16 protein-coding genes and 1 pseudogene are annotated in these 16413 nt (G+C 34.4%); 7 read left to right on the top strand and 10 right to left on the bottom strand.

Going from position 1 to position 16413, the window contains the following annotated elements; translation table 11 throughout:
• The first annotated feature begins 255 nt into the window (after positions 1-255).
• The 6 genes from THEWI_RS01625 (at position 256) to THEWI_RS01605 (ending at position 7496) form a co-directional block, all read left to right on the top strand.
• The gene (locus THEWI_RS01625) at positions 256-1659 is read left to right on the top strand and encodes an ISLre2 family transposase (RefSeq protein WP_041589293.1); all 1404 of its coding nucleotides are present in this window, start codon (positions 256-258) and stop codon (positions 1657-1659) included.
• Positions 1660-1888: 229 nt separating this feature from the next.
• The gene (locus THEWI_RS14580) at positions 1889-2140 is read left to right on the top strand and encodes a PAS domain S-box protein (protein WP_244262279.1); all 252 of its coding nucleotides are present in this window, start codon (positions 1889-1891) and stop codon (positions 2138-2140) included.
• A gap of 104 nt (positions 2141-2244) precedes the next feature.
• On the top strand, positions 2245-3291 hold the full coding sequence (locus THEWI_RS01620) for a sigma-54 interaction domain-containing protein (protein WP_244262278.1): 1047 nt from the start codon (positions 2245-2247) through the stop codon (positions 3289-3291).
• Between the two features lie 439 nt (positions 3292-3730).
• Positions 3731-5734 (top strand): oxidoreductase, encoded by a 2004-nt coding sequence (locus THEWI_RS01615; protein WP_014062182.1) that lies wholly within the window; start codon positions 3731-3733, stop codon positions 5732-5734.
• 15 nt (positions 5735-5749) lie between these two features.
• Positions 5750-7039 carry an aconitase X gene (locus THEWI_RS01610; protein WP_014062181.1) on the top strand — a complete coding sequence of 430 codons (1290 nt, stop codon included), beginning with the start codon at positions 5750-5752 and terminating at the stop codon, positions 7037-7039.
• Positions 7040-7052: 13 nt separating this feature from the next.
• Positions 7053-7496 (top strand): aconitase X swivel domain-containing protein, encoded by a 444-nt coding sequence (locus THEWI_RS01605; protein ID WP_014062180.1) that lies wholly within the window; start codon positions 7053-7055, stop codon positions 7494-7496.
• A 95-nt stretch (positions 7497-7591) separates the two neighbouring features.
• On the opposite strand, the gene THEWI_RS01600 is transcribed toward THEWI_RS01605, so the two are convergent.
• A complete protein-coding gene (locus THEWI_RS01600) occupies positions 7592-8095 on the bottom strand; it encodes a PTS sugar transporter subunit IIA (protein WP_014062179.1) in 504 nt (167 codons plus the stop codon).
• A 15-nt stretch (positions 8096-8110) separates the two neighbouring features.
• Positions 8111-8314: a PTS sugar transporter subunit IIB gene (locus THEWI_RS14415; protein ID WP_208854400.1), complete on the bottom strand. Its 204-nt coding sequence runs from the start codon at positions 8312-8314 to the stop codon at positions 8111-8113.
• A 365-nt stretch (positions 8315-8679) separates the two neighbouring features.
• Here THEWI_RS14415 and THEWI_RS15500 point away from each other — a divergent pair.
• Positions 8680-9159, top strand: a pseudogene (locus THEWI_RS15500) (transposase); the annotation flags it as partial.
• A 471-nt stretch (positions 9160-9630) separates the two neighbouring features.
• On the opposite strand, the gene THEWI_RS01585 reads toward THEWI_RS15500, so the two are convergent.
• From THEWI_RS01585 to THEWI_RS01550, 8 genes are all read right to left on the bottom strand, one after another.
• Positions 9631-10299, bottom strand: a complete 669-nt coding sequence (locus THEWI_RS01585) for a transaldolase family protein (RefSeq protein WP_014062178.1) — start codon at positions 10297-10299, stop codon at positions 9631-9633.
• 136 nt (positions 10300-10435) lie between these two features.
• Positions 10436-10816 carry a PTS glucitol/sorbitol transporter subunit IIA gene (locus tag THEWI_RS01580; RefSeq protein WP_003871454.1) on the bottom strand — a complete coding sequence of 127 codons (381 nt, stop codon included), beginning with the start codon at positions 10814-10816 and terminating at the stop codon, positions 10436-10438.
• 62 nt (positions 10817-10878) lie between these two features.
• Positions 10879-12360 carry an IS1182 family transposase gene (locus THEWI_RS01575; protein WP_014062177.1) on the bottom strand — a complete coding sequence of 494 codons (1482 nt, stop codon included), beginning with the start codon at positions 12358-12360 and terminating at the stop codon, positions 10879-10881.
• 164 nt (positions 12361-12524) lie between these two features.
• On the bottom strand, positions 12525-12683 hold the full coding sequence (locus THEWI_RS14095) for a hypothetical protein (RefSeq protein ID WP_014062067.1): 159 nt from the start codon (positions 12681-12683) through the stop codon (positions 12525-12527).
• A 473-nt stretch (positions 12684-13156) separates the two neighbouring features.
• Positions 13157-14161, bottom strand: coding sequence for a PTS glucitol/sorbitol transporter subunit IIB (gene srlE, locus THEWI_RS01565; RefSeq protein ID WP_014062176.1), 1005 nt, complete (start codon positions 14159-14161; stop codon positions 13157-13159).
• Between the two features lie 149 nt (positions 14162-14310).
• Positions 14311-14859, bottom strand: a complete 549-nt coding sequence (srlA, locus tag THEWI_RS01560; protein WP_003871419.1) for a PTS glucitol/sorbitol transporter subunit IIC — start codon at positions 14857-14859, stop codon at positions 14311-14313.
• Positions 14860-14929: 70 nt separating this feature from the next.
• Positions 14930-15313 (bottom strand): transcriptional regulator GutM, encoded by a 384-nt coding sequence (locus tag THEWI_RS01555; RefSeq protein ID WP_014062175.1) that lies wholly within the window; start codon positions 15311-15313, stop codon positions 14930-14932.
• 47 nt (positions 15314-15360) lie between these two features.
• Entirely contained in the window at positions 15361-16320 is a 960-nt protein-coding gene (locus THEWI_RS01550; protein ID WP_014062174.1) for a sugar-binding transcriptional regulator, read from the bottom strand.
• Between the last annotated feature and the right edge of the window lie 93 nt (positions 16321-16413).

Raw genomic sequence — 16413 nt, 5'->3', positions numbered from 1 at the left:
CTATATATAGAAGTTCTAATAATACTAAGACTCTCGGATGTACTCCAAAAAAATTTTAAAGTTACAATTGAAAGACCAACAACATCATCTGCCATATTAAATAGCCTTCAGATGGACATTTAATTTGTTTGTCACTTGCCAAATTCAAGGATAGTGTAAAATTATCGTAGGATTTTTAAAGTGAAAAAAACAAGAGACAACCCCTGTGATAAAATAGAAATAGGAAACAAAACATCACAGAAAGGGGTGTCTCTTGTGAAAAAATATATTTTTGAAGATATTATACTACAAAACGCTCTAAATTTCACTAGAGAAGTGATAGAAATTTTTGGTGATTTATTAAACGAAGGAATGGATATTACAAGACTTGTAGCAAGAATAAAGGAAATCACGGACAAACTAGGTAGTGAAGTAATAGAAGCAATTATTGAAGAGTTAGATAGGATAATAAAAGAAGACAAGAGAAGGAAAGAAAAATGGATAGTAGAAAGAAAAGATAAAAAGAGGTTAACGACAATTCTTGGAGATATTGAATATGAGAGGACATATTACAAATCTAGGCAGGATGGGAGATATACATATTTGGTGGATGATGCATTAGAGATAGGGCGGCACGATAGGATAGAAAAGGGAGTAAAGATAAAGTTAGTAGAAAACGCGATAGAAGAATCATATGAAAGAAGTAGTAAAAAAGCATGTCCAGAGGAGCTAAGTAAACAGACGGTATTAAACGCAATAAGGGAAATAGGAGAAGTAGAAGTAAAGAGAGAAATAAAAGAGAAGAAAGAAGTAAGGGTATTATACATAGAGGCAGATGAAGACCATGTACCTTTACAAGAGGGTGGAGATGAAACACCTCGATTGGTGTACATACATGAAGGGAGGGAAGAGAGAAACGGAAGAAACGTACTGAAAAATGTGTATTACAAGGCATACGTAGGAGAGAAAGCTGAAGACATATGGATAGATGTAGCAAATTACATAGAAGAAAATTACAAGGAAGAGAAGATAGAGAAGATATACATAGCAGGAGATGGAGCGCCGTGGATAAAAGAGGGATTAGAGTGGATAGTAAAATCAAGGTTTGTGTTAGACAGATATCATTTAAACAAATACGTATTAAAAGCTACATCGAAAGAGCCAAAATACAGGGATAAGATATGGAGAGCAATAAATGAAGGAGATAAAGAAGAACTAAAGAAGGTATTTAATGAACTAATAAAGGTAACAAAGGAAGAGAGAGAAAAAGAGAAGGTAAAAGAGGCGAAGAGGTACATACTAAATAATTGGGAAGGAGTAGAGATATACAGTAAAGACAAAGATGTAATAGGGTGCAGTGCAGAAGGGCATATAAGTCATGTATTTTCTTCTAGATTAAGTAGGAATCCATTAGGATGGAGTAGAGAAGGATTAAAGTTAATGGCGAAATTAAGAGTATTCAGCAAGAATGGAGGAGATTTGAGAGAAATAGAATGGGGTAAGAAAGAGAATATAAATGAAGGGAGCTACAAATTAACGAAGAAGCAAATAAAAGAGGCGGTAAGGAGAGTTAAAACGTCTACAAATGAAAAAATAAATAATATTACGGTTTTGAATATAGGGAAAGTAACACCAATATATAAGGTTTTAAGAGCAATAAAATATGCGCAAGTTATATAAAATGCATGATAAGTTGAAGGCGGAAATTAACTAAGTTTCAGGGGTTGTCTTAAAAAAATCCTACAGTATCTTGACACTATCAAATTCAAGTTTAACTTTTAACGAAAAGTTTTTGCTGTGATATAATAAAAATAAAAAAGAAGATGTATTGATAAAAACAGGTAGTATGATAATCCAGAAAAATCCCTGCATAAGGGAATGAAAATAGTTTCCTAGGAGGTATTACTTTATGACTAATAATGACAATGAATTAGAATTTCTAAAAGAACAGCTTAATGCAATACTGGAATCAAGCTATGATGGAATTTATATTACTGATGGAGAAGGACGATTTTTGAATATAAACAGCAGATTGCTGGAAATGGCTGGATATAGAAGAGAAGATGTGATTGGAACCCGGGCACAAGATCTAGTAAAAACAGGAGTAATTAATAAGTCAATCATAGAAATGGTTATAGAAAAAAAGAACGTGTTACAATAACTCAAACTTTAAAGGGTAGAACCATAAAAGAAATTATGGTAACAGCTACGCCCATATTAGACAGGAACCGAAAAATAAAATATATTGTTGCAAATGTTAGAGATATGACAGATTTAATTTATCTTGAAAACGAATGCAAAAAAGCTGAGACTCTTTCCAAACAATATTACTTAGAATTAATGAAAGAAAGGGGCTATTCAGGAAAGATAGTTGCTGAAAGTGAAGAAATGAAAAAAATAGTGCAATTAGCATATCGTGTAGCACAAGTAGATTCTAATATTTTATTAGAAGGAGAATCAGGAACAGGGAAAGAAGTAATTGCAAGATTTATTCATGAAGTGAGTCCTCGTAATAAAGCACCTTTTATTTCTATAAATTGTGCTGGGATACCAGAGTCATTGCTGGATGCTGAATTGTTCGGCTATGAAGAAGGTGCTTTTACTGGCGCAAGAAAAGGAGGAAAAGTAGGACTAATAGAGCTGGCTGATGAAGGAACACTTTTTTTAGATGAACTTAATTCTCTTCCGATCAGTCTACAGGGAAAACTTTTGAGAGTGATTGAGACATTTGAAATAACAAGATTAGGTTCTGAAAAATCCAAAAAAATCAATTTTAGATTAATTGCCTCGACTAATAAGGATTTAAAAGAATTGGTTAATAAAGGACTATTCAGGGAAGATTTATATTTTAGAGTAAATACCGTTCCTATAATTTTGCCACCTCTTCGACAAAGAAAAGAAGATATAATCCCCCTTGCGCTTCATTACCTTCAGTATTTCAATAATAAATATAACTCTCACAAAGATTTGTCTATAAATACATTTAAATATTTTGAAGCATATAATTGGCCAGGCAATGTGAGAGAATTAAAAAATGTTATTGAAAGATTAGTCGTCATGACTGAGAATGATGTAATCACTGAAAAAGATCTCCCAACCGAACTTATAGATAGCTTAAGCAATGATAAATTTCAGATTATAATTAGAGACATTGTACCACTAAAAGAATTAATTGAGGAAGCTGAAACGAAGTTGATCAAACTTGCGATGGAACATTGTCATTCCACGAGGGAAGCTGCAAAAGCTTTAAAAATTAGCCAAACGTCGATTGTAAGAAAATATAAGAAGGTACGAGAAAAATTGGAGACTTGAACCAAAAATGTTTCAACTGGATCATTAATAAATCACAATAAAAACGCTAAATTTAAAGTATTATACTTAAGAAGAGTCATATATGAACCTTGAATGGTTCATATATGACTCTTCTTTTTAACTATTAAATTCTTAAAAAGTTTAATAACTAAAGTTAAATTAAATAGTATATGAATTTGGCACGCTTATTGCTAATATATTAACATAACAAATGCCTTTTATTAATAGAAATGCTTTGCTATATACGGATAAATAGGTTAAAAGTAATGACTACGTAAAAGGAGGTGATTTGATGCTTAAAAATTGTTGAAGGAGTAGAGACAACAAGTTTGTTTGTTTATTAACAATCAAACATTACCACAAGCAGCACGTGAGAAATAATGGCAACACTGACTTGTATTTGCTGTACGGAAATTTATATCAATAATTTGAGGGGGTAATGAAGTTGGAAAAAAGATATTCTAACTTGTTTGAACCTTTTAAAATCGGAAAGCTTGAAATTAAAAACAGGTTTGTGATGGCACCAATGGGACCGGGTGGATTGTCAACACCTGATGGGGCTTTTAATGAGAAAGGCATTGAATACTATGTAGAGAGAGCTAAAGGTGGCACCGGTCTTATAATTACCGGCATATGCTACGTGGAAAATGAAATTGAAAAAAAAGCCATGCCTACAATGCCATGTCCTACCTTGAATCCTGTAAGCTTTATTAAAACCGCCAGTCAAATGACTGAAAGGGTACATGCTTATGATTCAAAAATATTTTTGCAATTAACTGCAGGATTTGGAAGGGTGGCGATACCAGCCATATTAAGAGGTGAAGCCGTAGCACCGTCGCCTATTGAGAACTTTTGGAATCCTAAAATAATGTGCAGAGAACTGACCACCGAAGAAGTCGAGACTATTGTAAAAAAGTTCGCTGAAGCTGCAGTTATAGCTAAGATGTCCGGCTTTGATGGTGTAGAGATTCATGCTGTACATGAAGGATACTTACTTGATCAGTTTACAATAGCACTATTTAACAAAAGGACTGATAAATATGGTGGAGATTTAATGGGAAGATTGAGATTCCCTATAGAAATAGTTCAGGCCATAAAAAAAGCCTGTGGAGACGATTTTCCTGTATCATTGAGGTATAGTGTAAAGAGTTATATAAAGGGTATAAGGCAAGGGGGACTTGCTGAAGAGGAATTTACTGAGCTTGGTCGCGATATTGATGAAGGGCTTGAAGCCGCTAAAATACTTGAAGAAGCAGGCTATGATGCATTTAATGCTGATGCAGGGACATATGATTCCTGGTATTGGAACCATCCGCCCATGTATCAAAAGAAGGGACTTTATTTGCCTTTGACCAAAAAACTAAAGAAGGTGGTAAATGTTCCGGTATTAGTGGCGGGAAGAATGGAGGATCCAGAGTTAGCAAGCAGTGCATTAGAGGAAGGAAAAGCTGATGCCATTGTTATTGGGCGAGGTCTTTTAGCAGATCCTCAATTGCCCAATAAGATAAAATCAGGAAAAGTAGACGACATTCGCCCATGTCTTGGCTGCCATGACGGCTGCATGGGAAGAATAGCTCAGGTAAAGCCACTATGCTGTGCTGTTAACCCACAAGTTGGCAGAGAAGCTGAATATGGGGTAAAACCTGCTGAAAAAACAAAAAAGGTAATGGTTATTGGCGGTGGAATAGCAGGCATGGAAGCTGCGAGAATTTGCGCACTAAGAGGGCATAAAGTGAGTCTTTACGAAAAAGGCGATAATTTAGGCGGAGTACTTTTAGCAGCGGGTGTGCCTGATTTTAAAAAGGACGACATAAGATTGGTGCACTGGTATGAAAAGCAACTTAAAGATCTTAAAGTCGATGTGCATTTGAATACAGAAGTTACAAAAGAACTGGTGGATGAAATTAATCCAGATGCTGTTATAGTGGCCACAGGCTCTACTCCAAAACAACTAAATATGCCGGGTATTGAAAGAACTTTGCAAGCCACAGATGTACTACTTGGGAAAAAGAAAGTAGGAGATAAAGTAGTTGTGATCGGAGGTGGTCTTGTAGGATGCGAACTGGCGCTGTGGCTTGCTAAACAGGGCAAGAAAGTTATTATTGTGGAACTATTGAAAGACATATTATCAGCTGGAATGCCGATACCGCATATGAATTCAGAAATGTTGAAGGACTTGTTAAAATTCTACAATGTTGAAATAAGAACCAATACTTCTATAGCTGCAGTAAATGATACAGGAGCTGTTGTAAAGACTGAAACTGGCGAAGAGATTATAGTAGCAGACAGTGTCATTATGGCAATAGGTTATGATTCTGATAACAGATTATATAAACAAATAGCACCGTATAAGGCCGAAACTTACCTTCTGGGTGATGCAAGAAAAGTACAAAATATAATGAATGCAATCTGGGATGCTTATGAAGTTGCCAGGAACATTTGAGGAGGTGAATAAGCCATGAAGCAGTATAAGATGGAACTTACCGATGAAGAAAAGGAGATATTAGAAGGTAAACATGGCGAAGTGATGCGAAAAGTATTGGAGTCTGTAGTTCTTTACGGAGAAGCCTTTGAAGCTAGAAGGCTTCTCCCTATTGATGGTCCAGTACATTTGGTTACATCATTTGCGCTGACAGGGATAGAAAGTGTATTTGATATGATGGATGAACTAATAAATGCAGGATTGAAAACAAAAGAACCTTTTACGGTAGATCCAAGACCTATTGATTATGATAATGTAGAATGTACCGAAGCACAAAAAAAGATATTTAATGCTATGTATGAAAATCAGGAAAAATATGAGATACAGCTTAAAAAATTAGGCCTAAAGGATGGTAATGCATTTACCTGTACATGTTACATGCCAGAAGTCGGAAACATTCCCAAAAAAGGTCAGATCCTCTCGTGGGCTGAATCTTCGGCTGTAGTATATGCAAATTCTATAATAGGTGCGCGAACTAATCGAATGTCTGCCCTTATAGAGCTTTTATGCGGTATCATTGGCAAAGTGCCAGAATTTGGCCTGGTAACAGATGAGGGAAGACGGGCCACATGGCTTGTTGAAGTCAAAACTTCTACACTTCCAAACGCGCAAGTTTTAGGAAGTGCAATAGGTATGAAAGTTATGGAGGATGTACCGTATATTGTGGGTCTTGATAGATTCCTTGGAAAAGGGATTAATAGTGCTACTTTAGATTACCTTAAAGATATGGGTGCTGCTAGTGCATCAAATGGTGCCGTGGGTTTATATCATGTAGAAAATATAACTCCAGAAGCGGTTGAGCAAGGTAGATCTCTTTTGGTTGAAAACTACCGCATATATACCATAGATGATAATGAGATTAAAAGAGTAATTGATTCGTACCCGATACTCTGGAAAGATTTAAATGCAAGGCCTACTATGTGCTTTATAGGGTGTCCCCATCTATCACTTGAGCAAATTTATGATTGGGTTGAAAAGATTTCTGATAGACTTTCAAAAGCAGGAAAAGATAAGGTTTCAATAAATACTGTATTATGCGCAGCTCCAGACGTTATTTCAAAGTTTAAATTAGATAGTGAGGCATATAAAAAATTGGTTGACATGGGATTGCATCTAACTTATATATGCCCGCTTATGTACATGAGTAATCCTGAGTGTGCAAAACAACCAATTGTAACAAACTCAAATAAATTAAGAACTTATTCTACAGCTAGATTCTTCCTTGACGAGGATATATTAGACATAATAGTAAATGGGAATATATAAGGGGGTGTGGAATTTGACAAGGACATTTAAGGGAAGGGTTGTTCTGGGTGGAAATGTAAGCGGAGAAAGTATTGTAACTCGTCAAGGGTTAAATATACTCGCATCATATTTAAAAAGCCTTAATGATAGAAATGGAAAGGCAATTTGCTCTGATCAGAATAATAAAGATCTTTACAACAAGGATCTAGCAGGTAAAATTATTTGTCTTCCGCAAACTATTGGTTCTACCACTGGAGGTATGATTTTACAGAGCGTTACAGAACTGGGTATAGGTCCAAAAGCAATGCTTTTTTCAAAGCATATAGATTCTCTTGCAGCTGCTGGGATTATACTTTGTTATGTATGGAACAATAAAAAGATTGTAACTATTGACCAATTAGGAGATGAATTTTTAGAATTTGTAAAAGATGGGCAGCATATTGAAATAAGAGAAGACGGTACTGTGATTGTAAGTTAGAATCTACGATAGCAACGATGAAATGTCGGACTTACTCGGAAATTTAAGTCCTGAGTAAGTCCGACAAAATTCTTAAAATGTCTTCCTCTTTAAAATTATTTCAATAAAACTCTCATAATTGGTGTACCGCAAATAACCGTATTATCTAAATTTAACTTTTTCATTTTCGTTACCTTTTCATCCATATTCGTAATTACTACCGGCGATATCAGATTATATGATTTACTATGTATTTTTTCAAGAGCAAATGTTAACAATTTGTCGCCTTTCTTAACATCCTGACCGTCCTCTACATACATTTCAAAACCTTCACCGTTTAATTCAACAGTCTCAAGGCCTATGTGAATCATAATTTCGACACCACATTTTGAACGGAGGCCGATAGCGTGCTTTGTTCTAAAAACATTTATGACAACACCATCTACAGGTGATACAACCACTCCATCGGTCGGCACTATAGCAATTCCGTCTCCCATCATTTTTTGTGAAAATACCGGCTCGGGAACATTTGTAATATCAACTAAATCGCCGGACATCGGAGATGTAATTATTTTTTCCTGGTTGTCACTTTTCTTTTTACCAAATAAATTTCTAAACACAATGAACACCCCGTTTTATTCAAGTCCGAGAATATCTTTTATTTTACTCTTGTAGACATCTGCTTTTGTACCAAAAATAACCTGTACCCCATTTTCGACTTTTAAAAATCCACTAGCACCAAGTTCGCGCCATATTTTTTCATCGCTGACGCGGGCTACATCTTTTACCTTTACTCTCAGCCTCGTGAAGCAAGCATCTACATTAAATATTTTCAGCACCACCAAGTGCTGTTATTATTTCATTAATAATGTCATTTGAAACTGATTTCTTTTGCACCGATTGTATATTGTCATTAAGGGTATCTATAATACTGATTTCACAGCCAGGTGTTTGTAAATTATACCTTTCTATCATAAACGAAAAACGAAATAATATACAAAGAAATACACAATACCGATTATTAATCCGTAGATCCAATTGGAACCTTTACCTTGCTGCATTATTCCATTGAATATAAAGCTTAAAAATGGTCCACCAAAAGCTGTAGAGCCCGGTATATTAACTTTAAATAAATATGTCAGAAAATATGCAAAACCTGCTAATACTGCGTGTATACCATATAGCAATAGCTTATACAGGCTATTCTATTCGTCGATATTTTCAAGGAGCTACTTGGCAGGAATGTCAAACCCACTTTATGCGTAATATTCTTGACAAAACTCCGAAAGTTTTACAAAAAGAAATCCATGCCAAGGTAAGAGCTATATTTGAAGCACCATATGCCAAAACAGCAAGAATGGTACTAAACAAGTATTAGATGAATATAGAAATAAAGCACCTATGGCAATGGAAGTTTTAGAAGAGGGGTTTGAAAATGCAATACGGATTTTAGAACTTGCTGAACTTTACCAAAGGAGACTTCGCACTACTAATATGTTATAGCGGCTAAATGAAGTGATTTGCCGCCGTGAAAGAGTGATAAGGATATTCCCCAGTCGAGAATCTGCTATTCTCCTAATCGGAACTTTACTAATGGAACAACAAGATGAAAAAATGGTCTTGTGGCAAAAAGTACTTGGATACGGCCGAGTATTTTAAATGGCAAAAAAACAAGAAAAGATAGTTAACCATTATCACCACCGGTAGCTTTTAATAACTGCTGAAGGCTCTTGGTGTCAAGGGCTGTCAAGGCCCGGCGATAGCGTATCTTTGACACCTACATGTCCGGAGGCAGTATAATAGGCCGTGCAACGGTAATATGAGCATCTGGTTGTATCCAGCGGAATTTTTATACAGAAATTTGGACTTGACCTATTCTGATGCCTCTTTTTTAAAAAGCTCCCTGTTTTGATAAAATATTTCTCATGCTGCTCTACTCGCGACGGTCTCTGTCATTTGCCCCGTTGTCATAGCAATTGGTAAAACTCTTATTTAGTCTATATTGACAGAGTAACTCTCTTTTGCAATGTAGTCATCAAATTTCATCTTTCAATATTTTAAAGCCGCAATCTCAATTTATTTATAATTATGTTATTTCATATTTTCGTATTATCCCAAATTTTACCTGTTTGCAATTACTTCTAAATATAATTTCCTATGTTCGTATTTTTTTATTACCATAAAAATTTTCCCAATCTTTAACAAATTGCAACACACTCCAATCAGTCATTGGATGGAAAATCATTTGATTTATCATATCATAATTAACCGTAATAGCATGAGCTCCAGCCATACATACTCCATAAATTTGTTCGACATTTTTAAAACTTGCTGCAATAACTTTAGTATTAAAATTATATATATTTATAAGTTTTACAATATTTGATACAACTTTAATGCCATTTGCGGATATATTATCTAATCTGTTTACATAAGGCGCAACAAAATCGGCACCAGATTTAGCCGCTATAAGAGCCTGTTGAGGTGTAAATACAGCAGTTGCCGTTGTTTTTATTTCTCCTTTAAGCATTTTTATGGCTTTTATTCCTTCAGGTATTACGGGTATTTTTATATATAAATTTCCTCCTATTTCTTTATTTATATATTTTGCTTCTTCTACAATTTCATCTGCTTTCTGGCTAATAACCTGTACATGAAGCATTTTATCATATCCTATTATATCTCTAATTTCCTTCAATAATTCAATAAAATCCCTTTTTTCTTTTGCTATTATAGAAGGATTTGTCGTTACACCATCTATTGGATACATTTCAATGCTTTGTTTAATTTCTTTTATGTTAGCTGTATCCATTAATAATAACATAATAATTTTCCTCCCTTTTTTTGTCCTTGTATAACCTTAAATTTTTCATAAACTAAACAAAACGAAACGGAGAAAATCTATGAAAAGCAAAGTTAAACACACATCTCTACTTGGTTTTATGGTTAATTAATTATTATTATTCCCTCACAATTACTATTGCATCCCCTACATTTATAATTGGTATATTTTTATTTTCTACATGTAAAGTTCCGGGTAGTTCTGCTATCGTACTTCCGTCAAATTTTATAGTAATGTGTCCTAGATTTTTAAGGTTAATATTGACCAATTCACCCACTGCTGTTATTTTAAATTTTTCTTCATTTATCTTAAGTATATCTCCAACTTCTATATTTTTATAATCTATATGCGCTTTATCTATGTTATTATTATGTAGTACACAATACTCAATTAATTCATCCGGAACATTATCTCCAAATAATATAACAATTTTTTCTGAATAAAAATCTTGTGCTTTTGCACCTATTTTAGTAACTATCGTTTCATAAATAGTATTCATTTTGCTCTCCTCCTAATAAAATTCTTAACATTAATTAATAATAAGGAAAGAAGATAGTGGTACTATCTTCTCAGTTTGTTGACAAAACGAAATTTAAGCCCCTGTTTTCTTAGTCCCGAAAACAGGGGCTGTATATATCTGGATAAAATTTTCTTTAAAGTTCCAAATAATGGGTAAAAATTTAAAGTGCCAAAAGGGCTCTTACCCCTCCTCCATAACCATGTTGCCATTTTCTTTAAATTCATGGCAGCAAAAACAAGCATCGCTTGCATGGACAATTTTTCTTTCCCTCTTAATGTTGTCCATCGCAAACCATGCTTCTCCTTTAAATCCGCAAACACTCTCTCTATTGTCTCTTTCCTTCTCTCATATACTTCTTTACAATAAGGTGTATGTCTTAAGTGTTCTGCTTCTTCTACATATCCTTCCCATATGTGCCTGAATATCCTCTTTGTGTAGTCTTTACTTTGGGTACACTTTTCTCTTAAAGGACAATTCTTGCATTTTTCTGGATTTGATTTGTACTCTCTATATCCTTCTCTATTGGTTGTGACATATGTTAGTATTTCATTTTGTGGGCATATGTAACAGTCATAATATTCATCATACACAAACTCATGTTTCTTCATAAAACCGTCTTTTGTTTTTGGTCTTGTGTATGGCACTGCTGGTATTATTTCTCTATCAAATATTGTCTTTAATATGTACGGATTTTTGTATCCTGCATCTACTGCTATTGCTTTCGGTTTTCCTATTCTCTTTTCAACTTCTTCTAATACTTCTTCAAACATTACGCTGTCGTGGACATTTGCAGCTTCAACTTTTACTCCTAATACAAATCCGTTTTTATCGCAGGCTGTGTGAAAAGAATATGCAAAACATTTTTCTTTTCCATTTTTATTTAACATTCCACTATCTGGGTCTGTTTTGCTTACTTTTACTTCTTTCGTCTTTATTGTCTTGATTTTCTTTAATGGCTTTTTTCCATGAGCTTCTCTATCTTTGTTTATTTCTTCTTCTAGTTTTTCTTGATAAGTCCTGGCTTCTTGTTCTACTATTTCTTTGGTGTATTTCTTTTTGTTGGCACTTGCTTTTACGTGAGTAGAATCTATGAATACTTCCTCTGCATTTACTAACCCATGCCTTATTGCTTCTTCTAAAATCTTCGTAAATATTTTCTCAAATATGTCTGTCCCTTTGAATCTTCTTATGTAGTTCTGGCTAAATGTTGAAAAATGAGGTATTTCTTCTGTTAGCCCATACCCTAAAAACCATCTATATGCAACGTTTGTTTTTATTTCTGCTATTGTTCTTCTTATCGACGGTATACCAAAAAGATATTGAATAAATAGTATTTTTATCAATACTACTGGATCTATGCTTGGTCTGCCGTGATCTTCGGAATATTTGTCTTTTACTAAATCGTATATGAAATTAAAGTCTATAACTCTTTCTATCTTTCTTAAAAGGTGATCTTTTGGTACTAATTGATCTATGCTTACAAATTCTATTTGATGTCTTGCATCCTGTTTCTTTGTTAACATCTTCCTTTTCCTCTCCTCTTTTGCTTTATACTACTAAAAAAACAAGGAACCCTTTTCATAATAACGGGTTCCCGATATTTTGTCAATCGAGTAGGAGCTGAATAATTATTTTATTCAGCGTCCTCTCACACCACCGTACGTACCGTTCGGTATACGGCGGTTCATTAGGAATTATGTACAATTCTTAGTACATCATTTCTTCCATCCCTTGACGCCGATGATATACTATGCACTTCCGTTGTCTTTTGAAATTCCCTTTCTCTATCCAACGGATAGCCTCTTTGTTGAGTTGTCTGCAGTCTTCGCATATCTCTCGAGTTCATAAGATTTCCGAAACCTCCTAATGTTCAGTCCTTCCTTATCTATTCATGTCTAGATAAGTACTATGACCTCTGCTGACTTCTCAAGGTTCAGCCATACATCACTGTATGGGTTGTCACTTCATATTTTACTTCCATGACTTATCCTTGAGACCTCCCCGGGTAAGAACGATTGCTTTCATCTCATATATCTGCCAGATTTACTGTATGGGATTCGGGTAGTGTTGGACTTTGTTTTGATGTGCAAACTCATCCATCCCAATTCAGCCTCTTATCTGGTTCTTGTTCATCAGACCGAGATTTTGCCTTAAGCTTCCTTCAGATTCCACCTCACGATGGACACCCTTGCTCTCGGCTAGTGGTTCCCACTACCAAGCCCACAGCGGACTTTCACCGCCTAGCTATCGCCCATGCCGGGCGCACACAGTCTGAGAAGATAGTGGTACTATCTTCTATTCCCTTATTATTTTACCATTTTATTTTGAATAAAGGCCAAAACTTGCAAGCCATGCAATAAATACAGTGGTAGGACCAGTCAAGAATCTACTATACAATACAGATGGTACACCAACTTCTACTGTTTCCGGTTCTGCTTCTGCAAGTCCAAGTCCCACAGGTATAAAATCACATGCTGCCTGTGAGTTTATTGCAAATAAAGCAGGTAAAGATAATTGTGGAGGAATATGGCCTTTGCCTATTTCAACACCAACTAATACACCTATAACCTGAGCTATTACCGCGCCAGGTCCCAAGAACGGCGAAAGAAATGGAAAAGAACAAATTGCTGATATCAGTAACAATCCAGGTAATGTACCAGCAAGATGCGTTAATACATGTGCCAACGCATCGCCTATTCCAGATTTTAATATTATGCCAATTAACATAGATACAAAAGCCATAAATGGAAGAATCGTCCTTAATACTGTATCTATAGTATCACGCCCTGCTTGATATAGTACCCCAACTAAGTATCCCATGCCTTTACCTATTTTAACCATTATATTTCCTGTATTTGATTGTTCACTAATTTTTTTACTTGTATCATACTTTGGCTTTGGAGTTGCTGCTGCAACTTCTTCAATGTTAGCTTTTATCTCTTCTATAGGCCCATTAAATAGTTCTATGTTGTTCGTTTTAACTCCTGAGACATATATATCAGGTTTAATATATTGTGAAAGCGGACCGCTTGGGCCAGCAGGTGTCAAATTTACTGTTGGTATATTTTTTTGAGGGTATATACCACACCTTAATGTTCCACCACAATCTATTATTACGCATGCAATTTCATCATCTGGAACTGTAGTTTTGAAACCGTCTATCAGTTCACAACCCGTTAACTCAGCAATCCTTTTCGCAACAGGTGAAATATCTCCTCCTGTAATCGTCACAACTTTGTTTCTTTTCTCTGTAGGCGTTATAATTAAAGGTCCACCAAATCCACCTGGCCCCGCAGTTATCTTTATACTCCTATATTTGCTCATTTTTCATCCTCCTTTATTGTAAATTTTGTGTTATTAAAAGTATTTTAACTAAAAATTTCCTTAGTAAAGGCTTCATAAATATTTTTGTTTAACTTCATTTCTTCTGTTAAGCAATTTATCTAAGATAACTTATTTTTTATCACTCAAGATTATTTAAGAGAAATTACCGTCTTTAATTTAACATTTTGTTGCTTTTCAACCCAAGAAGTTGTGAAATCTGTTATCCAACCTCTAAAGAAATTCGTTACAACTCCTACCAAAAAATATCTTAAAGCCAAGTCACTTGTTGGCAAACCTAGTTGAGTAATACCATTCGCTATACCTAAAAACACAAAGAGTTCAGCTGGATTTACATGCGGAAACAGTCCATTCATGGTATGACATGAAAAGGATGCTGCTGCATAATAGCTAGGTTTGTATTTTTCTGGTAAAAATTTACCTAATGATAATGTCATGGGATTGCAGAAAAAGAATGTTCCAACCACAGGTAGTATAAGATATCTTGTAAATACATTTCTTGAACTAGCTTTTGCTAATTTTTCAACCTTTTCAGGACCAACAAATTTTATTAATGCATTCATCGCAACAAGGAGCATTATTAATGTGGGAACTATCCCAGAAAGCATATTTACAAATGTTTTCCCACCTTCTTGAAATAAACCTATAAAAACTTCCGCCGCATGTGTCAATACTTCCATAAAATTACCTCCTTTTTGTTCTTTTATTTAATTTTGCATAACTACTCATAAACTATTTAAAACATTTCTTCTATTCCTCACCTCCTTCACCAGAAAATTTTTTAAAATTTTCTATTGCATTCTCTATAGCTTTAGCTGTCAATTTGTCAAAATTTTTTAGTGTGTTATTATCTATACTGAGAATATTTTTGTCTTCTAATCCTTTCACAGGTTTCATTCTGGCAAAGACCGAAACACCTTTCATTTTTTCAACTCGAATAATGTTACCCTTTCCGTCGACCGCAATTAGAACAACTACCCCAGCTCTTATTTTGCCTTTGTTCTTCCCTATTGCAACTCTTCCTAATTCTCTCATTTTTTTAAAATGCTTATTAAAATGTTTTATTTGTAAATATCCTAAAATACTCTGTATAAACCATGTGATTCCAAGTAATATAACTATATACCAAACCATAAAATCCCTCTTTTAGAAACTGTTTTTAAAATTTAATAATACATTTTCTACATATTGCTATTTAACTCAATTAACAATTTTGCAGTTCTTTCCGTAGTAATAAGCACATTTATAAATCTACCATTTAACGCTCCTAATATTGAGGGAACCTTTTCAAGAGATTCAGCAACTCCTATTGAATATTCAATATTTCTCAGCTTTTCTAAATCTATCGCTATTGTTCTGTCATTTAAATCCGAATTTATAATATTACCATTTATGTCGTAAAATCTAGAACATATATCACCAACTGCATTTACCCTTTTCAAAAATTCAATATCCTCATTTCCAAAATAACCTGACCATATTAGATTAGAAGACTTAATAGGTGCCCCTATTCCTACCACTGCAATATTAACTTTATTCCATAATTCCAGTATTGATCTAAAATTATTATCATTCATAATAGCTTTTTTTGTTTCTTTTTCTGCAGTAATAGCCGGAGCATAGAGATAATGTCCTTTAGCCTTAAAGGCAGACGCAACTTTTGAAACTATTGTATTAACATGGTATTCACTTTCTATGTTTCCTGGTCCTCCTACAAGTGGAATAATATTAGCAGATATACTATTACAGTCCGACAATGCATTTGCAACTGCAGCCATTGTAGTACCCCATGCAAACCCTATTACGTCTCCATCTTTAACAATTCTTTTTAAATATTCTGCTCCTGCTTTACCAAGCATTTGTTTTAATATTATTTCGTTTTGCTCATCAGTAGATGGTATAATAATTGCTTCTTTTAAAGAAAATGTACTTTCTAATAATTTTTCTAATTCTAGACACTCATCAAAATCACTTTTAATCATGATTTCCACTATTCCCTTTTCTCTTGCCCTTTTCAAAAGTCTACTTATAGTTGTTCGATAAATACCTAATTTTTCGGATATCTCACTTTGAGTCAAGTTTTCAATATAATACATCTGAGCAATTTTAGCAAGAAGTCTTGTTTCTTCCCACTTACTCATAATATCACCCCTCATCTCTTAATCTACTCTATTAGTATAAACTTTTTAACACAAATGTGCAATAGTGTAACATTTGATTTATAAAAACGCAAA

The organism is Thermoanaerobacter wiegelii Rt8.B1 (assembly GCF_000147695.2).
GTDB classification, from domain to species: Bacteria; Bacillota; Thermoanaerobacteria; order Thermoanaerobacterales; family Thermoanaerobacteraceae; genus Thermoanaerobacter; species Thermoanaerobacter ethanolicus.
The sequence above is the reverse complement of the archived record's forward strand: the minus strand, read 5'-3'. Positions and strand labels throughout refer to the sequence as shown.

Excerpts from the sequence above, each read along its gene's own strand:
- THEWI_RS01555 (WP_014062175.1), bottom strand. The coding sequence starts at position 15,313 with ATGGTTTGGTATATAGTTATATTACTTGGAATCACATGGTTTATACAG.
- THEWI_RS01620 (WP_244262278.1), top strand. The coding sequence starts at position 2,245 with ATGACAGATTTAATTTATCTTGAAAACGAATGCAAAAAAGCTGAGACT.
- THEWI_RS01615 (WP_014062182.1), top strand. The coding sequence starts at position 3,731 with ATGAAGTTGGAAAAAAGATATTCTAACTTGTTTGAACCTTTTAAAATC.
- THEWI_RS14580 (WP_244262279.1), top strand. The coding sequence starts at position 1,889 with ATGACTAATAATGACAATGAATTAGAATTTCTAAAAGAACAGCTTAAT.
- srlE (WP_014062176.1), bottom strand. The coding sequence starts at position 14,161 with ATGAGCAAATATAGGAGTATAAAGATAACTGCGGGGCCAGGTGGATTT.
- THEWI_RS01550 (WP_014062174.1), bottom strand. The coding sequence starts at position 16,320 with ATGAGTAAGTGGGAAGAAACAAGACTTCTTGCTAAAATTGCTCAGATG.
- THEWI_RS01610 (WP_014062181.1), top strand. The coding sequence starts at position 5,750 with ATGAAGCAGTATAAGATGGAACTTACCGATGAAGAAAAGGAGATATTA.
- THEWI_RS01585 (WP_014062178.1), bottom strand. The coding sequence starts at position 10,299 with ATGTTATTATTAATGGATACAGCTAACATAAAAGAAATTAAACAAAGC.
- srlA (WP_003871419.1), bottom strand. The coding sequence starts at position 14,859 with ATGGAAGTATTGACACATGCGGCGGAAGTTTTTATAGGTTTATTTCAA.
- THEWI_RS14095 (WP_014062067.1), bottom strand. The coding sequence starts at position 12,683 with ATGAACTCGAGAGATATGCGAAGACTGCAGACAACTCAACAAAGAGGC.
- THEWI_RS01575 (WP_014062177.1), bottom strand. The coding sequence starts at position 12,360 with ATGTTAACAAAGAAACAGGATGCAAGACATCAAATAGAATTTGTAAGC.
- THEWI_RS01580 (WP_003871454.1), bottom strand. The coding sequence starts at position 10,816 with ATGAATACTATTTATGAAACGATAGTTACTAAAATAGGTGCAAAAGCA.